Source organism: Corynebacterium sp. MSK006, assembly GCF_030232385.1.
Taxonomy (GTDB): Bacteria; Actinomycetota; Actinomycetes; order Mycobacteriales; family Mycobacteriaceae; genus Corynebacterium; species Corynebacterium frankenforstense_A.
In genome coordinates this window covers 149,426-172,115 of the sequence record NZ_JASPJZ010000002.1, presented here as the reverse complement: position 1 = coordinate 172,115, position 22,690 = coordinate 149,426, and the positions used below count along the sequence as shown (strand labels likewise).

General features: G+C 71.4%; 18 protein-coding genes. 10 read left to right on the top strand and 8 right to left on the bottom strand.

Annotated elements, in window-relative coordinates:
- Positions 1 to 27 precede the first annotated feature (27 nt).
- Positions 28 to 1,887, top strand: coding sequence for a BCCT family transporter (locus QQA02_RS02170; protein WP_284863140.1), 1,860 nt, complete (start codon positions 28 to 30; stop codon positions 1,885 to 1,887).
- A 9-nt stretch (positions 1,888 to 1,896) separates the two neighbouring features.
- On the opposite strand, the gene QQA02_RS02165 is transcribed toward QQA02_RS02170, so the two are convergent.
- Together QQA02_RS02165 and brnQ are read right to left on the bottom strand one after the other, a co-directional pair.
- Complete coding sequence (locus QQA02_RS02165; protein WP_284863138.1) at positions 1,897 to 2,889, bottom strand: LLM class flavin-dependent oxidoreductase; 993 nt, start codon at positions 2,887 to 2,889, stop codon at positions 1,897 to 1,899.
- A 126-nt stretch (positions 2,890 to 3,015) separates the two neighbouring features.
- Entirely contained in the window at positions 3,016 to 4,428 is a 1,413-nt protein-coding gene (gene brnQ, locus QQA02_RS02160) for a branched-chain amino acid transport system II carrier protein (protein WP_284863137.1), read from the bottom strand.
- 140 nt (positions 4,429 to 4,568) lie between these two features.
- On the opposite strand from brnQ, the gene QQA02_RS02155 reads away from it, so the two are divergent.
- Positions 4,569 to 5,813 carry a hypothetical protein gene (locus QQA02_RS02155; protein WP_284773460.1) on the top strand — a complete coding sequence of 415 codons (1,245 nt, stop codon included), beginning with the start codon at positions 4,569 to 4,571 and terminating at the stop codon, positions 5,811 to 5,813.
- 37 nt (positions 5,814 to 5,850) lie between these two features.
- Here QQA02_RS02155 and QQA02_RS02150 read toward each other — a convergent pair whose 3' ends face one another.
- Both QQA02_RS02150 and QQA02_RS02145 read right to left on the bottom strand, forming a co-directional pair.
- Entirely contained in the window at positions 5,851 to 6,981 is a 1,131-nt protein-coding gene (locus tag QQA02_RS02150; protein WP_284773458.1) for a MalY/PatB family protein, read from the bottom strand.
- A 61-nt stretch (positions 6,982 to 7,042) separates the two neighbouring features.
- Positions 7,043 to 8,971, bottom strand: coding sequence for an ABC transporter ATP-binding protein (locus tag QQA02_RS02145; protein ID WP_284863135.1), 1,929 nt, complete (start codon positions 8,969 to 8,971; stop codon positions 7,043 to 7,045).
- Positions 8,972 to 9,127: 156 nt separating this feature from the next.
- On the opposite strand from QQA02_RS02145, the gene QQA02_RS02140 reads away from it, so the two are divergent.
- Positions 9,128 to 9,658: a hypothetical protein gene (locus tag QQA02_RS02140; RefSeq protein ID WP_284773456.1), complete on the top strand. Its 531-nt coding sequence runs from the start codon at positions 9,128 to 9,130 to the stop codon at positions 9,656 to 9,658.
- Positions 9,655 to 10,203: an isopentenyl-diphosphate Delta-isomerase gene (idi, locus tag QQA02_RS02135; protein ID WP_284863133.1), complete on the top strand. Its 549-nt coding sequence runs from the start codon at positions 9,655 to 9,657 to the stop codon at positions 10,201 to 10,203. Before QQA02_RS02140 ends, idi begins: the two co-directional genes overlap by 4 nt.
- A gap of 33 nt (positions 10,204 to 10,236) precedes the next feature.
- Here idi and QQA02_RS02130 read toward each other — a convergent pair whose 3' ends face one another.
- Genes QQA02_RS02130 through treS form a run of 3 tightly spaced genes read right to left on the bottom strand, consistent with a single transcriptional unit; the run spans position 10,237 to position 14,622 of the window.
- Positions 10,237 to 11,550 (bottom strand): carboxylesterase family protein, encoded by a 1,314-nt coding sequence (locus QQA02_RS02130; RefSeq protein ID WP_284863131.1) that lies wholly within the window; start codon positions 11,548 to 11,550, stop codon positions 10,237 to 10,239.
- 4 nt (positions 11,551 to 11,554) lie between these two features.
- Entirely contained in the window at positions 11,555 to 12,751 is a 1,197-nt protein-coding gene (locus QQA02_RS02125) for a phosphotransferase (protein WP_284863129.1), read from the bottom strand.
- Positions 12,748 to 14,622, bottom strand: a complete 1,875-nt coding sequence (gene treS, locus QQA02_RS02120) for a maltose alpha-D-glucosyltransferase (RefSeq protein ID WP_284773450.1) — start codon at positions 14,620 to 14,622, stop codon at positions 12,748 to 12,750. The genes QQA02_RS02125 and treS overlap by 4 nt, the downstream gene beginning before the upstream one ends.
- Positions 14,623 to 14,695: 73 nt before the next feature.
- Between treS and QQA02_RS02115 the strand changes: the two genes are divergently transcribed.
- Complete coding sequence (locus tag QQA02_RS02115) at positions 14,696 to 14,908, top strand: hypothetical protein (RefSeq protein WP_284773449.1); 213 nt, start codon at positions 14,696 to 14,698, stop codon at positions 14,906 to 14,908.
- The gene (locus QQA02_RS02110) at positions 14,908 to 15,054 is read left to right on the top strand and encodes a hypothetical protein (RefSeq protein ID WP_284773448.1); all 147 of its coding nucleotides are present in this window, start codon (positions 14,908 to 14,910) and stop codon (positions 15,052 to 15,054) included. Before QQA02_RS02115 ends, QQA02_RS02110 begins: the two co-directional genes overlap by 1 nt.
- Positions 15,055 to 15,098: 44 nt before the next feature.
- Here QQA02_RS02110 and malQ read toward each other — a convergent pair whose 3' ends face one another.
- On the bottom strand, positions 15,099 to 17,243 hold the full coding sequence (gene malQ / locus QQA02_RS02105; protein ID WP_502870962.1) for a 4-alpha-glucanotransferase: 2,145 nt from the start codon (positions 17,241 to 17,243) through the stop codon (positions 15,099 to 15,101).
- 375 nt (positions 17,244 to 17,618) lie between these two features.
- On the opposite strand from malQ, the gene QQA02_RS02100 reads away from it, so the two are divergent.
- The 4 genes from QQA02_RS02100 to hrcA all read left to right on the top strand — a co-directional run bounded on the left by QQA02_RS02100 (position 17,619) and on the right by hrcA (position 22,639).
- Positions 17,619 to 19,397 (top strand): AMP-dependent synthetase/ligase, encoded by a 1,779-nt coding sequence (locus QQA02_RS02100; protein ID WP_284773603.1) that lies wholly within the window; start codon positions 17,619 to 17,621, stop codon positions 19,395 to 19,397.
- Between the two features lie 199 nt (positions 19,398 to 19,596).
- A complete protein-coding gene (locus QQA02_RS02095; RefSeq protein WP_284773446.1) occupies positions 19,597 to 20,289 on the top strand; it encodes a hypothetical protein in 693 nt (230 codons plus the stop codon).
- A 12-nt stretch (positions 20,290 to 20,301) separates the two neighbouring features.
- Positions 20,302 to 21,522 carry a radical SAM family heme chaperone HemW gene (hemW, locus tag QQA02_RS02090; RefSeq protein ID WP_284863126.1) on the top strand — a complete coding sequence of 407 codons (1,221 nt, stop codon included), beginning with the start codon at positions 20,302 to 20,304 and terminating at the stop codon, positions 21,520 to 21,522.
- 88 nt (positions 21,523 to 21,610) lie between these two features.
- Positions 21,611 to 22,639, top strand: coding sequence for a heat-inducible transcriptional repressor HrcA (gene hrcA / locus QQA02_RS02085; RefSeq protein WP_284773443.1), 1,029 nt, complete (start codon positions 21,611 to 21,613; stop codon positions 22,637 to 22,639).
- The last annotated feature ends 51 nt before the right edge of the window (positions 22,640 to 22,690 follow it).

Below are 22,690 nucleotides of genomic sequence, written 5' to 3'. Positions count from 1 at the left end.
ACGGGCCCGTCGAACGGAAGCTGACACATGCCTCCCACCCCCGAAACTGAACACTCGCGGCAACGAGAGGAGCAGTCGGGGCGCGCCCGTGAACGCGCCGCCGCATCCTCCCGCCCGCTGGCTCGGCTGCAGTCCGACCCGGTCGTCTTCCTCGGCGCCGTCGGATTCGTCGTCGCCTTCGTGGCGGTGACCATCATCGCCGGCGACTCCGCCCGCGACGTCTTCTCCGTGGCCTCCGACTGGCTGCTGGAGAACCTCGGCTGGATGTACATCGGCGGCATCTCCGCCGCGTTCATCTTCCTGGTCTGCATCGCGCTCTCGCGCTACGGGCGCGTCAAGCTCGGCGACGACGAGGACGAGCCCGAGCACAGCTTCCCGGTGTGGTTCTCCATGCTCTTCGCCGCCGGCCTCGGCGCGGTGCTGATGTTCTGGGGTGTGGCCGAGCCGCTCAACCACGCCTACAACGTGCCGATGGCGGACGCCGAGTCGATGAGCGAGGACGCCATCCGCGAGGCGTTCGTGTTCACCTCCTACCACTTCGCCCTGCACATGTGGGTCATCTTCGTGCTGCCGGGCCTGGCGCTGGGCTACTTCATCTACAAGCGCAAGCTGCCCCCGCGCCTGTCCTCGGTGTTCTCCCCGCTGCTGGGCGGCAAGATCTACGGCCTGCCCGGAAAGCTCATCGACGTGCTCGCCATCGTGGGCACCACCTTCGGAATCGCCGTCTCCGTCGGCCTGGGCACCCTGCAGATCAACTCGGGTATGCACCAGCTGTGGGGCGTGCCGGAGATCTCCTGGATGCAGCTGCTCATCGTCGTGACCATCACAGCGATCGGCTGCGTGTCCGTGGCCACCGGCCTGGAGCGCGGCGTCAAGATCCTCAGCAACGTCAACATCGGCGCCGCGATGGCGCTGATGGCCTTCGTGCTGCTGGCCGGGCCGACGCTGACCCTGATCAAGTTCCTCGTCGAGTCCTTCGGCCTGTACATCACCGGGCTTCCGGAGGTCATGTTCTGGACCGACTCCTTCAACGACAACCCCGGCTGGCAGGGCAAGTGGACGGTCTTCTACTGGGCCTGGACGATCTGCTGGTCGCCCTTCGCCGGCATGTTCATCGCCCGCATCTCGCGCGGTCGCACGGTGCGCGAGTACATCTTCGGCGCGCTGGCCGTGCCCTCGCTGTTCTCGGTGATCTGGTTCGGCATCTTCGGCCGCGCCGGCATCGAGCTGGAGAACAGCGACCCGGGCGTGCTCACCCAGCCCGTCGTCGAGGAGGGCAACGTGCCCGCCGCGCTGTTCAACCTGCTCGACGCCTACCCGCTGACCGGTGTGGTCAGCGCGTTCGCCGTGGCGATCATCGCGGTCTTCTTCATCACCTCGATCGACTCGGCGGCGATGGTCAACGACATGATCGCCAGCGGCGCCGAGGACAAGACCCCCACCTGGTACCGGGTGATGTGGGGCGCGCTGATCGGCGCGGTGGCCGCAGCGCTGCTGGTCATCTCCCCGGAGTCCGGCATCGAGGCGCTGCAGGAGGTCGCCATCATCGTGGCCCTGCCGTTCTTCCTGACCAACTTCGTGATGATGTACGCCCTGGTCAAGGGCATGGCCGACGACGCCGCGTCGGTGCGCCGCGTGCGCACCCGCCAGTGGGAGGTCACCGACAGCGCCGAGAAGCTCGAGGAGCACGAGGCGCGCCCGGCACCCGGCTATGACGAGGAGGGCAACGCCCTGGACCGGCCCGTCCTTGAGCGCGACGAGGAGGGCCACTACCTCGTCGACGGCGAGGTCTTCGCGGCCGGGGAGGACGAGGACTTCGAGACGGGCGCGGACTACCGCCTCATCGAGCAGTCCCGCCCGCGCTCGGCCGAGGAGTGGGACGACTAGTCCCCGGGGCTAGAGCTCCCAGGCCCCGGCGAGGATCTCCATGGCCCGGTCGGTCTTCTCGCCGGTGGGCGACTGCAGGGAGATCATCAGCTCGTCGGCCTGCGCGAGCTCGGTGAACTCGCCGAGGTAGCGGCGCACCTCCGCGCCGTCGCCGACGGCGGTGAACTGCAGCATCGAGATGATCTGCTGGCCGGACGGCGAGTTGACCAGAGCATCGAGGTTCTCCTCGCTGATGTGGCGCCCGGCGGGCCCGCGGGTGGCCATGGTGCGCACGCGGGCGCGGGAGACCTGCTCGAAGTCGGCGCGCGCCTCGTCGACGGTGTCGGCGGCGGTGACGTTGACCGCGGCGATGACGTAGGGCTCGGGGTAGCGCTCGGAGGGCTGGTAGTTCTGCCGGTAGTAGCTGGTCGCCTGCGTGAGGTGGCGCGGCGCGAAGTGCGAGGCGAAGGAGTAGGGCAGGCCCATCTTCGCCGCCAGGGTCGCGCCGAACATCGACGAGCCCAGGATGTAGAGCGGCACGTTCGTGCCAGCGCCCGGCATCGCCTGCACGCCCGGGATCAGCGAGTCGCCGGAGAGGTAGGCGGCCAGCTCCGCGACGTCGTCGGGGAAGTGCTCCGCGGCGCGCGGGTCGCGGCGCAGCGCGCGGCCCAGCGTGTTCTGGTCGGTGCCCGGGGCCCGGCCCAGCCCCAGGTCGATGCGGCCGGGGTACATCTCGGCGAGCATGCCGAACTGCTCGGCGACGACGTAGGGGGAGTGGTTGGGCAGCATCACGCCGCCGGCGCCGAGGCGGATCTTCTCCGTCTGCGCGCCGACGTGCGCGATGAGCACCGCGGGCGCCGAGGAGCTGATCGTGCTCATGTTGTGGTGCTCGGCGTACCAGAGGCGCGAGTAGCCCAGCCTCTCGGCCTCCTGGGCCAGCCGCACCGAGCGGGCGATGGACTCGCCGGGGCGCTCGCCGTCGTGGATGGTGCAGAAGTCGATGAGGGACAGCGGGACGTTCATGGGAACCTTTCGCTCACGGGGTACAGGAGTCTCTGGCCCGTGCAACGCGAAAGCGGCCGGGAATAGTCCCGGCCGCCTTTCGATTTCCGACGCCGCGTGCGTGGCGGCGTGGCGCGTCAGCGCGCGTTACTTCGCCGCGACGCCGGCCTCCTCGGCCTGCTCCTCTTCCTCCATGGCCTGGACCAGGGCGGACTTGGGCTGCGGGTGGTCGGTGGTGAAGTCCAGGATCACGCCGACGAGGAAGGCGACGGCCACGGGCAGGACCCAGCCCAGGCTCAGGTCCTGCATCGGGGCCCAGTCGACGACCGGGGAGAACGAGGTGACCCCCAGCTCGATGGCGACGGTGACCGCGGACCAGATCACGGCGACCCACAGGGCCAGGCGGAAGGTCCAGTAGAAGGAGGTCTTCTTTCGCACCAGCGGTTCGATCAGGGTGATCAGGATCAGGGTGATCGCCGGCGGGTAGATGAAGGAGACGACCGGGGCGGCGATGGCCAGCACGGTCTCCAGGCCCATGGTGGCCATGCCGAAGGACATCACGGCGAAGAGGACGGCCCAGACCTTGTAGGTCACGCCCGGCAGCAGCAGGGCGAAGAACTCGCTGGTGGCGGCGATCAGGCCGACGGCGGTGGTCATGCAGGCCAGCAGGACGATCAGGCCGAAGATGATCTGGCCGGCCATGCCCATGGTCAGGTTGGAGGCACCGGCGAGTAGCTCGGCGCCGTCGGCGTACTTCTCGCCGTCCGGGATGATGGTGCCGATGAAGCCCAGGCCCAGGTAGATCAGGGCGAGCAGGACGCCGGCGCCGATGCCGCACCAGATGGTGCCGCGCACGCGGGAGGCACCCTCGGGGATGTCGCTGTAGCGCAGCGCGGAGATGACGACGATGCCGAAGGCCAGGCCGGCGATGGAGTCCATCGTCAGGTAGCCCTGCAGCAGGCCGGCGGCCATCGGGTTCTCGGCGTAGTCCTCGGCGGGCGCGCCCGGGGTGCCGTCGAACTTGGTCACGGCGATGACGATGAGCACGACCAGCAGGATCAGCAGCGCCGGGGTGAGGAACTTGCCCAGCTTGTTGACGATGGAGGTCGGGTTGTAGGCCAGCGCCAGCGCGATGCCGAAGAAGATGAAGTTGAACACGCCCGAGGCCAGCGTCGAGTCCCAGCCGGTCAGCGGCTGGATGGCGGTGGAGAAGCTCACCGCGCCGGTACGGGGCAGCGCGTAGAAGGCGCCGATGGACAGGTAAGCCAGGACCGGGAAGACGAGGCCGAAGATGTAGCCGCCGCGCGAGGCGAGGTCGCGCATGTTCGCGCCCGAGATGGCGATGGCGATGATCGCGAGGACGGGCAGGGCCACGCCGGCGATGAGGAAGCCGATCATGGCGGGTGCGAAGCTCTCGCCGGCCTGGAGGCCGAGCATCGGCGGGAAGATCAGGTTGCCGGCGCCGAAGTACATCGAGAAGAGCATGAACGACGTCGCGATGAACACGCCGAAGGTCATGCCCTTCGCCGTGCCCTTGAGGGCCGGGGCAGTGTTGCTCATGTGCGGTCCCTGTGCTTTCTATGGGGGTTTTCCTGTCGAATAGGGACCTACAATACGACGTGACCCGGGCGACAACATAACTTCGCCCACTGATAATTCCTTTCGCACCCCCGGCGGGGTGGTCCATTACCATCGGGGTCATGGCTGCTGACTCGAAGGGGACCGCTGCGGGCGCCCGCGGCACCCGCCCGACCGTCCATCTGGTTAACTCGCGTGCGGAGCTGCGGGAATTCATCGCGCTGCCCGGCCGCCTGGAGGGCTGGTCCACGTACGACGTTCCCGTGCGCGCCGACGAGATCACCAAGTGGTACCGGGGCCGCTCGGTGCTGCCGGGCGTGCGCCTGTGGCTGGCCCGCGACCGCACCGGCGCCGCCGTCGGGCGCATGGTCACCCACCAGTCGGCGCTGCTCAACGGGCGGCTCTCGCGCGGGCCCGAGGCCCTCGGCGAGCACGTGCGCGCCCAGCTCTTCGGCGCCTTCGTCGCCGCCGACCAGGTGGTGGCCCGCGCCCTGATCCGCCAGGTCACCCGGATGGCCCACGGCGTCGGCGCGACCCACGTCTTTGGGCCGTGCACCCTGCTGCCCAACATGGGCGGCGGCGTGCTGCGCTCCGGCTTCGACCGCCCGGCGTTCCTGACCGGCGCGTGGAACCCGGACTGGCTGCCGCAGGTCCTCGAGGAGGAGGGCTACAACGCCTGGCACGTCACCGACACCTGGCGTATCGACGTCTCGAAGATCCCCGCCGAGCGCGCCGTGCGCCCCACCGAGTCCGACTGGCGCGCCAAGGGCCTGCGCCTTCGCCGGCCCGGCCGCTTCCGCGTGCGCGCCGAGACGCTGGACCTGCTGTGGGTGCTCAACGACTCCTACGGCCACCTGCCGTACTTCACCAAGCTCTCCCGGGAGTACCTCGGCGAGAAGCTGGCGGGTCTCGAGCCGCTGCTCGACCCGAACCTGCTGGTGATGGCCGACGACGCCTTCGACGGGCGCACCGTCAGCTTCAGCCTGGCCATGCCGGACCCCTCGGTGCTGCTGCGCGCCTCCGACGGGCGCATCGACCACCGCTCGACGGCCCGGCTGGTGCGCGCCAAGCTGCGCGGGGAGGCCCGCGACGCGGTGCTCATCGCGCAGGCGACCCACCCGGACGCGCAGCTGGGCGGCGCGCTCAACCTGGTCACCCGGGAGCTCTACGCCTCGCTGCGCGAGGGCGGCTACGACCAGCTGCACATCGGGCGCATCAGCCGCGACAACCCGGGCGCGGCCGCGGTGCTCTCCAAGGCCGGCGGCCACCCGGAGCAGGAGACGGCGTTCTACATCCGGGAGCTGCCCAACGAGCACTGGGACCCGGAGAGCGAGGACGACGAGGACGACGTCCTCGGGTTCTTCTAGGGCCCGGGCCCAGGGGCCCGGGCCGGGCGAGTAGGGCCTAGGAGCAGGCGGCGACGCCGCGGGCGATGCGCTCGACGGCCTCTTCGAGGTTCGCGCGGGACGTCGCGAAGTTCAGCCGCGCGTGGCCCGGCCCGCCGGTGCCGAAGGCGCGGCCGTCGTTGAGCGCGACCTTGCCGTGGCGCACGAGCAGGCCCGCCGGGTCCTGGGAGATCGGGGTGTCGCGGAAGTCCAGCCACATCAGGTAGGTCGCCTGCGGGCGGTGGACCTTCAGCCCCGGCACGGCCTCGGGCAGGGCCTCGACCAGCCAGTCGCGCTGCTCGCGCAGGTGGGCGACCTCCTCGTCGAGGAAGTCGCGCCCGGCGTCGTAACAGGCCTCGGCGGCGAAGATACCCAGGGTGCCCACGCCGTCCTTGGCCACGCCGGTCATGGTGTGCCAGGCGTGCCGGTCGGCCGGGTTGGTCAAGATCATCTGGGCGCACTTCAGGCCCGCGATGTTCCACGCCTTGCTCGTGGCGGTGACGGTCACGCAGACCTTCGCGGCGGTCTCGGACAGTCCGGCGGCGACGACGTGCTCACCGTCGTAGACCAGCGGGGCGTGGATCTCGTCGACGAGCAGGCGGGCGTCGTAGCGGTCGGCCAGGGCGACCAGCTCGGTGAGGAACTCCTCGGAGAGGGTGTAGCCCAGCGGGTTGTTCGGCGCGCAGACCAGCATGGAGCCGGCGCCGTTGCGGAAGGCCTCCTCGACGTCGGCCAGGTCGATGCCGCCGTAGGCGCCGACCTCGACCTTCTCGCGCCCGGCGGTGACCGGGATCTGCAGGAAGGGCGGGTAGGCCGGCACGGGCACCACGACCGCGGAGCCGGGCCGGGTCATGTACTCGACGGCCAGCAGCAGGCCGCGCACCACGTCGGCCACCGGCACCACGTGCCCGGGGTCCGGGCGCCAGCCGAAGCGCCAGTCGTAGAAGTCCGCCAGCGCTTCGCCGAGGCGGTGGTGGGCGGGGGTGTAGCCGAGGGACTCCGCCTCGACGCGTTCGCGGATGACCCGCTTGACCGGCTCGCAGGTGGCGAAGTCGGACTCCGCGATCCACGCCGGCAGCACGTCGTCGGGATACTGGGTCCACTTGCGGGTCTGGCGGGCGCGCAGCTCGCCGATCTCGGGAACATGCATGCCTGGCAGTCTAACCGCGTTCCGGTGACCGGTGTCCGCGGCCCCGGGGAGAGGCGGCGGCCTAGTCGGTCTCCCCGTCGTACTCCGCGGCCTCGCCGGTTTTTCCGGCCTCCCCGGCGTCCTCGTCCTCCTCGTCGTGGCGGCCGGTGCCGATGCCGAACTCGCGCAGGCGGGCGCGGTCGGCGGCGGAGTCGGAGGCGGTCATCGCCAGCAGCTGGGCGTAGATGCCGCCGGAGCGGGCGAGCTCGGCCGGGGAGCCGACCTCGTCGACGCGGCCCTCGTCGAGGGTGACCAGGGTGTCCACCCCGGCGATCGTGGACAGGCGGTGGGCGATGACCAGCGTGGTGCGCTCGTGCATGAGCTCCTCGAGGCCGGCCTGCACGGCGCGCTCGGAGGCGTTGTCCAGCGCGGAGGTCGCCTCGTCGAGGACGAGGACCGGCGCGTCCTTGAGCATCGCGCGGGCGATGGCGATGCGCTGCTTCTGCCCGCCGGAAAGACGCAGGCCGCGCTCGCCGATGACGGTGTCGTAGCCGTCGTCGAAGGCGGTGATGAAGCCGTGGGCGTGCGCGCGCCGGGCCACCGCCTCGATCTCGGCGTCGGAGGCGTCCGGCCGGCCGTAGGCGATGTTCTCCCGGATGGTCCCGGAGAACAGGTTCGGCTCCTGGAAGACCACGCCCACCGAGGCGCGCAGCTCGGCCGCGGAGAGCCCGGAGACGTCGTGGCCGCCGACGGTGACCCGTCCCGAGTCCGCGCGGTAGAGGCCCAGCAGAAGGTTCACGATGGTCGACTTGCCGCCGCCGGAGGCGCCGACCAGGCCGATGCGCTCGCCCGGGGCGGCGCAGAAGGTCACGTCCCGCAGCACGGGGGAGCCCTCCTCGTAGGAGAACCACACGTCCTCGAAGCCGACGGCCGCGCCGTCGGCCGGGGCCGGGGCGGCGGTGGGCGCGACGTCGAGAAGCGGTACCCCGGAGGCGGAGGCCGCCGCGACGAGCTGGCGCTCGGCGGTGGGCTCGACGGGCTCGGACATGACGTTGAAGTAGTCGCGGGAGCCGGCGATGGCGCGCTGGGCGGCGTCGACGATCCAGCTCATCATGAACACCGGCTGCTTGGCCATGTTGACCATCTGCAGCAGCATGACCATGTCGCCCAGCGAGAAGTGCCCGTGCAGGGTGCGCAGGAACAGCGTCAGGTAGATGCCCAGGAAGATCACGTTCATCGCCGCCCCGCGCAGCGAGTCCATGCGGTGCCAGAAGGACGACTGCGTGCGGGTGAGCTTGACGGTGCGGTCGAAGCGCTCGGCGAAGGAGCGCAGCTCGCGGGGCTCGGCGTCGAAGGACTTGGTCACCTTGACCTGGCCGACGACCTCTGCGAAGCGGCCGCCGGCGACGTCGATCTCGTGGTTCTTGTCGGCCTCGATGCGCTGCCAGCGGCGGCTGGTCAGGGCCGTCAGCCACATGTAGACGGGGAACAGCGCGGCGAGCATGAGCGCCAGTGGCCAGTAGTAGACCGCCGAGACGGTCAGCACCGCGGCCACGGTGATCAGGGTGGGGAAGAAGTTGTTGGCGAAGGACTGCAGGAACTGCGTCACCGAGGCGATCGAGCGGTCCAGCCGGGCGATGACGGTGCCGGTGCGCTGGGTGTCGAAGTAGCGCTGCGGCAGGGTCAGCAGCTTGGCGAAGTACCGGGTGGAGAGCACCTGGCGCATGCGGGCGGCCATCACGTCGCCGATGTAGCCGCCGACGTTGGTGGCCAGGGTGCGCGCCAGGTCCACGCCGAAGAGCGCGACGGCCAGCCAGACGATGGTGGTCACGACGGTGCGCGTGACGTCGCCGTCGTCGGAGAGCGCGCCGACGATGGTGTCGGTGGCCTCGCGCAGCAGGAACGGCGAGACCAGCGAGAGCGCGGCGGTGACCACCGAGGTGATGAAGACCCCGAGGTAGAACGGCCACAGCGCGCCGGTGCTGCGGATGATGCGGGTCAGTGCGTGCACGGTTGCTCGGTGCCTTCCTGGAGACGGACGGGTCGGGGGTGAATGCCCACGGATACAGACATACCCAGGGTGCAACGCACCGGCGCGCCGTCCTAATCCCGCGGCCCGCTAGAATCGGCTGAGATCCCGGACACCAGGCAGGAAGGTAACGAGACCGTGGCGAACCAGACGATCGCGGGCACACTGCGCAGGGCGGCGGCAGCCGCGGTGGTGGTGCTCGTCGGCACGGGCCTGGCGGCCTGCGGCGAGGAGGACACCGCGCAGAAGGAGGGCCTGGAGGTCACCACCAGCCAGACCCCGGACTTCGTGCCCGAGGAGGCGGCCCAGAAGCGGGTCGACGCCACCGAGGACAACGTCGAGGACCCCGGCCTGCACCTGCGCTACACGCTGCAGGGCACCGTCTCCGGCCAGGCCGGCGGCTCGATCATCACCGTCGAGGTGGAAAACCTCAACGACGTGCCCGTGCCCCCGGACGCGCTGGCCAAGCCCGCCCTCGAGCTCTCGGACGGCTCCACGGCCGACCTGATGGACGCCGAGGCCGCCGGCGTGGCCGGCCAGGACGGCCTCGACCGCCCGCTGGGCGCCGGGGCGACGACCAACCTGCGCTACCCGTTCAACGTCTCGCCGGGCAGCCTCTCCTCGGCGACGTTCACCCTGGGCAACGTCGTCTTCGAGGGGCAGCTGTGAGCGAGGAGCTCGTCGTCCTCGCCGACGCGGCGGGCAACCCCGCAGGCACGGCGCTGAAGTCCGAGGTGCACACGACCGACACCCCGCTGCACTTCGCGTTCTCCGCCTGGCTGCTCGACCCGGACAGCCGCGTGCTGCTGACCCGGCGCGCGTTGAGCAAGAAGACCTGGCCGGGCGTGTGGACCAACAGCTTCTGCGGCCACCCCGGCCCCGGGGAGGAGACCGCCGACGCGGTGCTGCGCCGCGCATCAGAGGAGCTCGGCCTCTCGCCAGAGCGCCTGGGCGCCCCGCAGCTGGTGCTGCCGGACTTCCGCTACCGCGCCGTCGACTCCTCGGGCCTGGTGGAAAACGAGATCTGCCCGGTCTTCACCCTCACCGTCGACGACGCCGCGGCCCCCGCCCCGCGCCCCGAGGAGGTCGACTCCATGGCGTGGCTTTCCGCCGGCGACGTCGTACGCGCGGCCGAGGCCGCGCCGATGGCCTTCTCCGAGTGGATGGTCGACGAGCTTTCCGACGCCCGCCTGCGCCGCGCCCTGGGTGCGTGACACCCGGCGCCCGGGGGTGGGCGCCTGTGGGACTCAGAGCCAGCGCGGGCGCTGGAAGGCCAGGCGCACCGCGCGCAGCGGGTCGCTGACCTCGGTGCGCCGCCCCGAGTCCCGGTCGATGCGCACCGCTTTGCGCTCGGGGCGCCGCTGGGCCGGCCAGCCCGGCTCGCCGGTGCGCGCAAAGTCGAGCAGAAGGCCCAGCAGGTGATCGCCGTGGGCCTCGGGCCCGCCCTGCGGTCCGGTGCCCGGCCCGAAGATCAGCGGCAGGTCGTCGCAGTGCACCGCCGGCTGCTCCTTCGTGCCCGTCAGCTCCATCACCCAGACGGGGCCTGCGGCGTGCTCGGCGGTCTCAGCGACCCAGCGCCGGATCATCGCGTCGCCGGCCAGCCGGGACAGCGGGCGATCGGGGTCGGTCTCGGCGACGGCGTCGAGGTAGCTGCCCGCCGGGACCTGCAGGCCGAAGAGCGCGTGGGCCACGCGCACCGCGAACCCGCCCAGGCCCGCCCGGTCGATCCGCGCGGTGGTGGACTCGTTGTAGAGCTCGTCGCGGGTGCAGCTGACCAGCACAGGCACCTCCGCCAGCTCGTGGGCGTCGAAGGGGGCGGGGCCCAGTGCGAGGTCATGGAAGTAGCGCGAGCGGAACCGGCGCATGCCGCGGGCCAGCGCGCGCGGGTGCCGCTCGAGGCGCCGGGTGAAGTGGCGCCGGGTCACCGGGGTGCCCTGGATGCGGCGCAGTGTGCCCTTGCGCTTGTCGAAGGGCACCCGCGGGAAGGCCGGGGAGAGCGCCCAGACGCGCTGGAATAGGCCCTGGTAGTGGTCGGTGCGCGTCAGCCACAGGCAGATGCCAGCGCCTGCGGACTGCCCGGCCAGCGTGATGTTGCCCGGGTCGCCGCCGAAGTGCTCGATCTCGCGCGCCAGCCACTTCAGGGCGGTCAGGCAGTCGTCGATGCCGCGGTAGCGGTTCGGCTCGTCGTCGTGGAAGCGCACGAAGCCCTGCGCGTCGAGGCGGTAGTCGACCGAGACCCCGATGATCCCGCGGCGGGCGAGGATGCCCATGTCGAAGTCCTCGTGGGAGCCCTCGTGGTAGGCCCCGCCGTGGATGAAGACGACCACCGGCAGGTCCGAGCCGTAGTGCGCGCTCTCGGGGGCGGCCAGGGTCAGCGCGACGGCCTCGGGACGCGGCCGGCGCGCGTCGACCTCGGCGGGCTGCTCGGGCGCCTTGGGCAGCTCCTCGGCCGGGCCGAAGGGCTCGGGGAAGCGGCAGTAGGGCACCGAGTGGAAGACGCGCGCGCCGTCCTCCAGCGTGCCGGTGTAGCGGGCCCGGGGGCTCTTGATGGTGGTGTCCACGGCGCTATCCGAGGATCCCGGTGACGGCGGCCCGCGGGATGCCGGCCCAGCCGGGCCGGTTGTTGGCCTCGTAAGCGACCTCGTAGAGGGCCTTGTCCAGTACGTAGGCGTCCAGCCAGCCGGCGGGCACCTTTTGCGCGTCGAGCGGGCCGTAGCCTTCGAGGAGTGCCTCGGTGGCCTCGGCGGCCCAGCGGGCCGGGTCGGCGGGGCCGGGCCGGCCCGAGTAGGCGTTGAAGTGCGCGGCGTAGTCGATCGAGCGGATCAGCCCGGCCAGATCGCGCGCCGGGCTGTCCGGCAGGCGGCGCTCGGCCAGCGGGCGGGCCGGCTCGCCCTCGAAGTCGAGCAGCACGTAGCGCTCGCGGGTGAAGAGCACCTGGCCCAGGTGCAGGTCGCCGTGCACGCGCTGGGCGACACCGGTGGTGCCGGAAAGCCGCGAGTAGCGCCGGCGGGCCTCCTCGGCGACCTCGGCGAGTTCGGGGGCCTGGTCGACCAGCGAGTCCAGGCGGGCGTTCAGGCGCCCGGCCAGCTCGTCGCCGTCAAGATCGGTGGTGTCGAAGGCCCCGGCGAGCGCCTCGTGGACCTCGCGGGTGGCCGCGCCCAGCAGCCGGGCGCGCCCGGTGAAGGAGTCTCCCGCGCCGGCGACGTCGACGGCGTCGAGCCAGCCGTCGCGCGAGCCCGCGATGAACTCCTGGACCACGGCCAGCGCGTGGGTCTCGCCGTCGATGACGGCGTCGACCCAGGCGTGCAGGCGCGGCACGGCCGGCACTTCGCCGATGCCGGAGAGCAGCTCGATCTCCGGGTTGAGCCCGGGGGCGAGCTTGCGGAAGAACTTCACCGCCACCTTCGGGCCGGTCTCATCGGAGTAGACCAGCGTCGAGTTGGACTGCTCCTGGCCGAGCGCGCGGCCGTGCAGGCCGGAAAGCACCGAGGCGTCGCCGTGCAACTGGCCCAGCGGCGCGCGGCCGCCCGCCAGGGCGGCGCCCAACGCATCGGCGTGCTCGCCCAGGACGTCGTGGCCCGCGGCGTCGACAAGCATCTGGTAGCGTTCGGTCACCTCACGGTGCCGGGCGACGACCACCGCGGCACGCACGCCGTCGAAGTCGGCGGCGTGCTCGACGCGCGCGGCGTCGACACCCGCGGTCTTGGCGCCGTAGAAGCGCTCGGCGGCCAGCCCCGCGGCCAGCTCGGACTCGAAGCTCATGCGCGCTCCTCGAGCTCGAACCAGAAGAAGCCGTGCGGGGCGAGCGTGACCGTGAACGGGTGGTCGGTGATGCGCGGGAAGTCCGCGCCGCCGGAGAGCTCGCGGGGCACGCGCCCGGCGAACTCGCTCAGGTCCAGCTCGACGGCCTGCGGGACCGCGGAGAGGTTGTTGACGCACAGCAGCGTCTCGTCGTGGTAGCGGCGCACGAAGCTGAGCACGGCCTCGTTGGTGGTCTCCAGGGCTCGGAAGTCGCCGAGGCCGAAGGCCGGGTACTGTTGGCGGATGTGCACGTAGCTGCGCACCCACTGCAGCAGGGAGTTCGACTTCTTCATCTGGTTGTCCACGTTGACCGTGGCGTAACCATACTGGTCGTTCTGGACCACCGGCAGGTAGAGCCGCTCGGGCTCGGCGGTGGAGAAGCCGCCGTTGCGGTCCGAGGACCACTGCATCGGCGTGCGCACGCCGTCGCGGTCGGCCAGCCAGATGTTGTCGCCCATGCCGATCTCATCGCCGTAGTAGAGCACCGGCGAGCCCGGCAGGGAGAGCAGCAGCGCGTGCAGCAGCTCGAGCTGGTTGCGGTCGCCCTCGAGCAGCGGGGCCAGCCGGCGGCGGATACCCACGTTGGACTTCATCCGCGGGTCGCGCGCGTACTCGCCGTACATGTAGGCGCGCTCCTCCTCGGTGACCATCTCGAGGGTCAGCTCGTCGTGGTTGCGCAGGAAGATGCCCCACTGCGCGGAGCTGGGAATCGCCGGGGTCTCGGCGAGGATGTCCTTGATGGGGGCGGCCTTGGCCTGGCGCACGGCCATGAAGATGCGCGGCATGACCGGGAAGTGGAAGGCCATGTGGAACTCGTCGCCCTCCGGGCCGTCGCCGAAGTACTCGACGACGTCCTCGGGCATCTGGTTGGCCTCGGCCAGCAGCACCCGGCCGGGATACTCGGCGTCGACCATGGCGCGCACGCGCTTGAGGAAGGCGTGGGTCTCCGGCAGGTTCTCGCCGTTGGTGCCCTCGCGCTCGAAGAGGTAGGGCACCGCGTCCAGGCGGAAGCCGTCGAGGCCGAGGTCCAGCCAGAAGCGCATGACGTCGAGCATCGCCTCCTGGACCTCGGGGTTGTCGTAGTTGAGGTCCGGCTGGTGGGAGAAGAAGCGGTGCCAGAAGTACTGCCCGCGCACCGGGTCCCAGGTCCAGTTGGACTCCTCGGTGTCGATGAAGATGATGCGCGCGTCCGGGTAGCGCTCCGGGTCGTCGGACCAGACGTAGAAGTCGCCGTAGGGGCCGTCCGGGTTGGCGCGCGACTCCTGGAACCAGGCGTGGGTGTCGCTGGTGTGGTTGACCGCCAGGTCCGTGATCACGCGGATGCCGCGCTGGTGGGCGGCGTCGACGAGCTCGACGAAGTCGTCGACGGTGCCGAACTCGGGCAGGATCTCGCGGTAGTTGCGGATGTCGTAGCCGCCGTCGCGCAGCGGGGAGTCGTAGAAGGGCGGCAGCCAGATGCAGTCCACGCCGAGCCACTTGATGTAGTCCAGCTTGGCGGTCATGCCCTTGAGCGTGCCGGAGCCGGTGCCCTCCGGGTCGTAGAACGCGCGCACGAGCACCTCGTAGAAGACGGCGGTCTTGTACCACTCGGGGTCCTTGCGCTCCCAGGGCGCCTCACCGGGCGCCGGCGCCGGAGTGTCGTAGTCGCGGGACTCGTGCTCGACGAGGTAGCCCTCGTCGTCCACCGGCGGGCGGGCGGCCGACGCGGCGGGGGCGGGGGAGCCCTCGGCGACGGCCCCGGCCACGGTGGTGGCGGGGCGTTCGGCGTCGGGGCCGGGGGTGAATCGGCCGACGTATCCGGGATCGATGTCCTCAGTGGGGCGGTTGCTCATGGGCACCAGGGTAGAAGCACGGCCGGGGTCGTGTCACAGATCCGCGAACCGGGGGCGGCTAGACTGTCGCGGTGTGACCGCCGTGTATGACTGGCTCGCGCAGACCCTGGTCTCCGCGCCCATCGCCGTGCAGCTGTTCGCGCTGCTGGTGGTGGTGCTGCCCGCGTGTGCGGTGGCGGCGATCGTGCTTTTGCGCGCGATCGACGTCGCGGCCGTCGGTTTCCGACGCCGCGGTGGTTCCACGGGGACGGGTGCCCCCGGGCGCGACGAGGAAGGACGTGAGTGATGGTGGACGGCAACCCCGAACAGCTGCGCAAGGAGGACCAGGCGCGGCCGCGCGGTAAGCGCCGCTACCCGCAGTCCCTGGTGACCAAGGCGCTGGTGCTGCTGCTCGTGATCGTCGTCGTGGCCTGGCTGTTCTCCCTCTTCTAAGAGTGCGGCGCGTCAGCGCCGCACCGCGTCAGCGCCGCACCGCGTCAGCTTCGCGCCGCCGCGGCGGCGATGCGGCGGAACATGGGGTTCGCGGGCAGATCCTCGATGAGGACGGGGTCGCCCGCGCCGTCGCACAGCGGCAGGCGCCAGTTGGGGTAGAGGTCGCCGGTGGTGCCCGGCTGGTTCTGGGTGCGCCGGTCGCCCACCATGTCGACGAGCTGGGTGCAGGTCAGCGCCGAGGCAGTGCCCGCGATGAAGCGGGTCAGCGCCTCGATCAGCGCCGCCGCGTCGCCGCGCTCGTCGCGCAGCCGCCCGGCGAACTCGCCGGGGTCGCCCTCGAAGCAGCCGGCCTCGCGCACCGCGTCGAGCACCCGGTTCTGCCAGGCGAGGTCCTCGGCGTGCTCGGCCTCGGCGGGGCGCAGCAGCAGGCCCAGCTCGTCGCGCAGGTCGATGTGCACGCCCTCGAGGTAGGCCGCCGTCGGCGGCAGGTCGTGGGTGCCCACCGAGGCCAGCGCCAGGCGCCGGTAGTGCTCGCGGGCCAGGGGGCCGCCGCCCTCGGGCTCGCCCTCGAACCAGAGCACCGAGGTGCCCAGCACGCCGCGGTAGGCCAGGGCCTCCTGGACCCAGCGCTCGAAGGTGCCCAGGTCCTCGCCGATGACCACGGCGTCGGCGCGCTCGGCCTCGAGTGCGAGAATGCCGAGCATGGCCTCGAAGTCGTAGCGGACGTAGGTGCCGTCGGCCGGGCGCTTGCCGCGCGGGATCCAGAACAGGCGGAACAGGCCGAGCACGTGGTCGACGCGGATGCCGCCAGCGTGGCGCAGCACGGTGCGCAGCATGTCGCGCCAGGGCGCGTAGCCGGCCTCGGCGAGGCGCTCGGGGTGCCACGGCGGCTGGGACCAGTCCTGGCCCTGCTGGTTGTAGCCGTCCGGGGGAGCGCCCACGGAGGCCGCGGGCGCCAGCACGTCGGCGAGCACCGCGGCGTCGGCACCCCCGGGGTGCGTGCCCACGGCGAGGTCGGCGACCACGCCGACGGACATGCCCGCGGCCTTGGCGCGGGCCTGGGCGGCGGCCAGCTGCTCGTCGCAGAGGAACTGCAGCCACATGTGGAAGTCGACGGTGTCGCGGTACTCCTCCTCGCCGGGCTCGTCCATCGCGTGCGCACCGCGCGCGTCGGCCCGCGCGGGATCGAACTCGCGGTCGGCGCACCAGCGGGCGAAGTCGACCAAGCCCTCTCCCTCGCGGGCGACGAAGTCGCGGAAGGCCGCGCCGCGCTCGGCGGTGGGCTCCAGGGCGTGCAGCTCGCGCAAGACGGCGAGCTTGGCCTCGTAGACGGGGTTGCGCTCGAGGATGTCGGCGGTGGTGTCGGCGGCCTGGAACTCCTCGGCGATCTCCTCGACGTCGGCACGCAGCTCGGCGTCGAGCTGCTCGAACTCGGGGACGTCCTCGACGCGTAGGTAGATCGGGTTGACGTAACGGCGGGTGGTCGGCAGGTAGGGTGAGTTCTCGACCGGCGGCACGGGCTCGGCCGCGTGCAGCGGGTTGACCAGCAGGTAGTCGAAGCCCTCGGCGGCGACGGTCTCGGCCAGCGCCCCGAGGTCGGCGAAGTCGCCGATGCCCCAGGACCGCCGCGAGCGCACCGAGTACAGCTGCGCCATCACGCCGGCGCGCGGGTGCTCGACCAGCTCGGTCGCGCCGGTCAGGCGCTCCGGGGTGACCACGAGGGTGGCCTCGGCGGTCAGCTCGCCCTGCCCGCCGGCGGTCAGGTGCAGGCGGTGCCAGCCCTGCGGCAGGTCGGCGGGGACCTCGAAGCTGGCCTCGCCCCAGACGGTGCCGTCGACCTCGCGCGGCGGGGTCCAGTTGTCCCGCTGAGCGGCGGGGCGCCGTGAGCCGTCCTCGAGCTCGACGGTGACCTCGGCCGGCCAGCCGTCGGGCACGTGCACGGGGAAGACGTAGGGGTAGCCCTCGGTGGCCACGACCGTCGGCGGCAACGGGCGGGAGGCCAGCTCGTCGCGGCGGCGCTCCAGGGCGGCAGCCGGGTCCGCCGTGTCCACGCCCATCGCGGCGAGGAGGTCGGTCAGTGTCGCCTCCCCGGCGACGACGTGCTCGCCGCCGCTGCCCTCGTAGGTGGTGGCGATGCCGTAGGAGTCGGCCAGCTCGTGCAAGAGGTCCCGGGAAGTCACGACGCCCATTCTGACATGCAGATGTGTCACCTGTCCCGGCGTGGGGGAGCTGCGGGGGGCGCGAACGGTGTGAACTGATGCACTGAATTGCGCACATGTGTCCCGCGGCTCACGTATGTTCAGGGAACAAGCCGCAGAAAGCGCCTCCCCGCGATGCGGTACATTGTGAGGGAACCTTCATGTTTCCGTCCTGTTTCGCCGTCGCGGGGGTACCCCGTACATGCACCCCAGAGCGATGGAGCGAGGAAAGTGAGCACCACTGTGACCGAGGCCGACCAGCCGACCACCCGGGACGACCACAACCCCGACGCCGCGCCCGCGGCGTCCGCGGGGCGTGAGTTCTCCACCCCGGCCGAATTCGAGGTCGGGCCGAATGAGACCGTCCTGACCGCCTTCATCGACCAGGTGCGCGACCGTCCCTACGGCATCAGCTTCCTGCGGCCGCACAACTACGAGTGGGTCAACGTCACCTCCGAGGAGTTCCTCGAGGAGATCTTCGAGGTGGCCAAGGGGCTCATCGCCAACGGCGTCGAGCCCGGCGACCGCGTGATCCTGCTGGCGGCCACCCGCTACGAGTGGTCGCTCATGGACTTCGCCATCTCGGCCGCCGGCGCGGTGCTCGTGCCGATCTACCCGTCCTCCTCGGCCGCCCAGATCCAGTGGATCGTCGAGGACTCCGGCGCCGTCTTCGCCGTCACCGAGACCGGCGAGCACACCGACATGATGCGCAACCTCGTCCTCGACTCCGAGGGCAACCCGCGCCTGGTCGGCTCGCCGACCCAGCTGCGCCGCATCGTGGAGATCAACTCCTCCGGCGTGGACACCCTCAAGTTCGAGGGCCGCGGCCTCGACGACGCCGTGGTCTGGGAGCGCATCGAGAACACCCGCTCCTCGGACGTGGCCTCGATCGTCTACACCTCCGGCACCACCGGCCGGCCCAAGGGCTGCGTGCAGACCCACTACAACTGGCTGTCCCAGGTCCGCGCGCTGCTGACCAACCCGATCGCCGCCAACGCCGTGGCCCCGGGCAAGTCCGTGCTGACCTACCTGCCGCTGGCCCACGTGCTCGCGCGCGCGGTCTCGCTGGCCTGCGTGGTCGTCGGCTGCCTGCAGTCTCACTGGCCGGACACCCGCACCCTGCAGGTGCAGCTGGCCCGCTTCCGGCCGAACCTGCTGCTCGGCGTGCCGCGCGTCTTCGAGAAGGTGCGCAACGCCGCCGCCTCCCAGGCCGCGGAGAAGGGCCCCGTCGGCCGCGCGATCTTCGCCCGCGCCGAGCAGGCCGCCATCGAGTACTCCAAGGCCATGGACACCCCGGGCGGCCCCAACCGCTACCAGGAGGCCCAGCACCGCCTGTACCACAAGCTCGTCTACAAGAAGATCCACGAGGCCGTCGGCGGCCGCGTGGAGTACTGCATCACCGGCGGCTCGCCGATGGGCAGCGAGCTGCTGCACTTCTACCGCGGCATCGGCCTCGGCGTCTTCGAGGGCTACGGCCTGACCGAGACCTGCGCGGCCGCCTCCGTCGACTTCGAGGACCAGAAGATCGGCTCCGTGGGCCGCCCGCTCGGCGGCGGCTCGGTGAAGATCAACGACATCGGCGAGATCCTCTTCAAGGGCCCCTGGGTCTTCAAGGAGTACTGGAAGAACCCGGAGGCGACCGAGAAGTCCTTCGAGGACGGCTGGTACAACACCGGCGACCTCGGCGAGATCGACGAGGACGGCTACATCTTCATCACCGGCCGCAAGAAGGACCTCATCGTCACCGCCGGGGGCAAGAACGTCTCCCCGGGGCCGCTCGAGGACATGCTGCGCTCCCACCCGCTGATCAGCCAGGCGCTCGTGGTCGGCGACGGCAAGCCCTTCATCGGCGTGCTGCTCACCCTCGACGACGAGGAGCTGGGCCGCTGGAAGATGGACCACAACATCCCCGAGCACCGCTCGGTGCGCGAGGTGGCCACCGACCCGGGCCTGCGCGCGGAGATCCAGGACGCCATCAACCAGGCGAACCTGACCGTCTCCCACGCGGAGGGCATCAAGAAGTTCCACATCCTCGACCGTGACCTGACCGAGGAGCAGAACGAGCTGACCCCGACGCTGAAGGTCAAGCGCAACGTGGTCACCGAGCGCTACGCGGACGCGATCGACAAGATCTACCGCCGCTAACTCTGGGGCGAGGCGTCAGCCTCGCGCCGCGGCGTGAGCCGCGCGGCGCCCGCCGCGCGCCCGGCGCGCCGTCCGGAATTTCCCCGCGGACTGCCATAGAGTCTATGGCTGTCGGCAGAAGTCTCAAGGAGAACTTCAAGGTTAGAGTTCCCACGTGGGGACGGCGGGGATCCCGTCGGAAAGGAGCACCGAGGTAGTCATGCAGCGTTTCGCGGCGGAGCTGCGCCACCGCGAGCTCACCCAGGAGCTCTACGACATCGGTGACGAGGTCGCCTCCTACATCGAGAACCTCGCCGAGGCCGTGGCGGACTTCGACGTGGAGCTCGTCCACGACTGCCTCGCCGAGTTCGACATCATCGCCGGCGAGGGCCGCGCGGACTCCCGCGTCGTCCTCGGCGAACTGGTCGGCCTGCGCCAGGCGCTGACCTCCGGGGTGCGCTCCGGGACCCTGAGCGTCTTCAACCGCCCGGCCGCCGCGCCGGCCGCGGACGGCCCCGGCCAGCTCACCGCCGCCGACCTGCTCGCCGGCCACCCGCTGACCGGCCCCGTGGTCGTCGCCGAGCTGGCCGCCGCCCTGGACGGGCGCACCACCGCGACCACCGACCACCTGGCCGCCCTCGTCGAGCACCTGCTGGAGCGCACTGACACCGTCGCCCGCGACCTCGACTCCTTCAGCTACCCGCACTTTTTGGCCCGCCTGGCCGCCGACGTGCACGCCGCCGTCGAGGGCTGGTGCGCCACCGTCGCCGAGGCCTACCCGGCCTACGCCCGCGCCCGCCGCGGCAGCCACCCGGCGGCCTTCCTGGCCGAGCGCGCCCGCATCGACGCCGTGGTCGCCCGCGTGGCCGCCCGCCGTCGCGCCGCCTCCGGCACCGGGGGAGCGGCCGGATAGACTGGCCGGGCCATGCGCCAGTCACCCGCCGAGACCTTCACCCTGCCCGAGACCGCCACGCCCGAGGCGCGCGCGGAGTTCGCCGCCGTACCCTTCGGCGTCTACGTCCACGTGCCGTTCTGCGCCACGCGCTGCGGCTACTGCGACTTCAACACCTACACCCCCGGTGAACTGGGCACCTCGGCCTCTCCGGGCAGCTACCTCGACGCCCTGGCCGTCGAACTCGAGCGCGCCGCCGAGCTGATGGAGCGCCGCGGTCAGCTGCGCGCCGCCGACACCGTCTTCGTCGGCGGCGGCACCCCCAGCATGCTCGGGGCCGCGGGGCTGACCCGGCTTATCGACGCCGTGCGCGGCTCCTTCGGCCTGGCCTCCGACGCCGAGGTGACCACCGAGTCCAACCCGGAGTCGACCTCCCCGGAGTTCTTCGCCGGGGTGCGTGCAGCAGGCTTCACTCGCGTGTCGCTGGGCATGCAGTCGGCCGCCGGCCACGTCCTTCAGGTCCTGCAGCGCCGCCACACCCCGGGCCGGCCTGTCGCCGCCGCCCGCGAGGCGCGCGCGGCCGGCTTCGAGCACGTCAACCTCGACATGATCTACGGCACGCCCACCGAGACCGACGACGACGTGCGCGCCACCCTCGACGCCGTCCTCGACGCCGGGGTCGACCACGTCTCCGCCTACTCCCTGATCGTCGAGGAGGGCACCGCCATGGCGCGCAAGGTGCGCCGCGGCGAGCTGCCCGCCCCGGACGAGGACGTGCTCGCCGCCCGCTACGAGCTCATCGACGCCCGCCTGCGGGAGGCCGGCCTGCACTGGTACGAGGTGTCCAACTGGGCCCGCCCGGGCGGGGAGTGCCGGCACAACGAGATCTACTGGGTCGACGGCAACTGGTGGGGCGCGGGCCCCGGGGCGCACTCGCACGTGGTGGACACCCGCTTCCACAACGTCAAGCACCCGGCCACCTACGCCCGTGCGGTGGCCGAAGGCGGCCTGCCGCTGGCCGGCGGGGAAATGCTGACCAGGCAAGACCGCCACACCGAGCGCATCATGCTCGGCCTGCGCCTGGCCCGGGGCATCCCGCGCGAGTGGCTCTCGGGGCGCGCCGACGCCGCCGTCGCCGACTTCACCGCCCGCGGGCTCCTCGAGACCGTCGACGGACGCCTGCGCGTCACCGACGCCGGGCGCCTGCTCGCCGACGGCATCGTCACCGACCTGCTCATCGCCGAGGAGGACTGAACCGGGCGGGTAGACTCCGGGGTGCGAAAGGACGGCGCAGGCCGTCAACGAGAGCAAGAGACGTCGAGCGAGAGGAGGCGCGGCAGGGATGGCCCGATCCACCGACGACCGCCGCCGCGAGGTGCTGCGCGCCGTCGTGGCCGACTACATCGCCTCGCAGGAGCCCGTCGGCTCCAAGACGCTGCTGGAACGCCACAAGCTGGACGTCTCCTCGGCCACGATCCGAAACGACATGGCCGTCCTCGAGTCTGAGGGCTACATCCAGCAGCAGCACGCCAGCTCCGGGCGCATCCCCACCGAGAAGGGCTACCGCCAGTTCGTCGACCAGCTGCACAACGTCAAGCCGCTGTCCGGACCCGAGCGCAAGGCCATCTCCTCCTTCCTGGAGCAGGGCGTGGATCTCGAGGACGTGCTGCGCCGCTCGGTGCAGCTGCTCAGCCAGCTGACCCGCCAGGCCGCGATGGTCCAGCTGCCCACCCTGACCGTCTCGCGCGTCAAGCACTGCGAGGTCGTCGCACTCAGCCAGGTGCGCCTGCTGCTCGTGCTCATCACGGACACCGGGCGCGTCGACCAGCGCAACGTCGAGCTCGACGCCCCCGTCGACGACGAGGACGTCGCCAGGCTCCGCGACCTGCTCAACTCCGCCCTCGTCGGCTACACCCTCACCGAGGCCTCCGCGCGGCTCGGCCACCTGGCCGCCGAGGCGCCGGCCGACGTGCGCCAGGCCGTCATCCGCGCCTCCACGGTGCTCATCGAGACCCTCGTCGAGCAGCCCAACGACCGCATCATCCTCGCCGGCACCGCGAACCTCTCGCGCATGGCCGGGGCCGTCTCCAACACGCTGCCCGTGGTCCTCGACGCCCTCGAGGAACAGGTGGTCATCCTGCGGCTGCTGGCCAACGTGCCCGACCTGGGCAACGTCAGCGTGCTCATCGGCGACGAGATCGAGAACGAGGAGCTGCGCGGCGCCTCCGTGGTCACCGCCGGCTACGGCGCGGAGGGCGCGACCCTCGGCGGGCTCGGCGTGGTGGGCCCGACCTACATGGACTACACGGGCACCATCGCCCGGGTGGCCGCGGTCGCGCGCTACGTCTCGCGCGTCCTCACCGGTGAGTGAGCCCGGCTTGCTAGTACACTTGCCAGTCTGATCGACCGGTGCAGTCACACC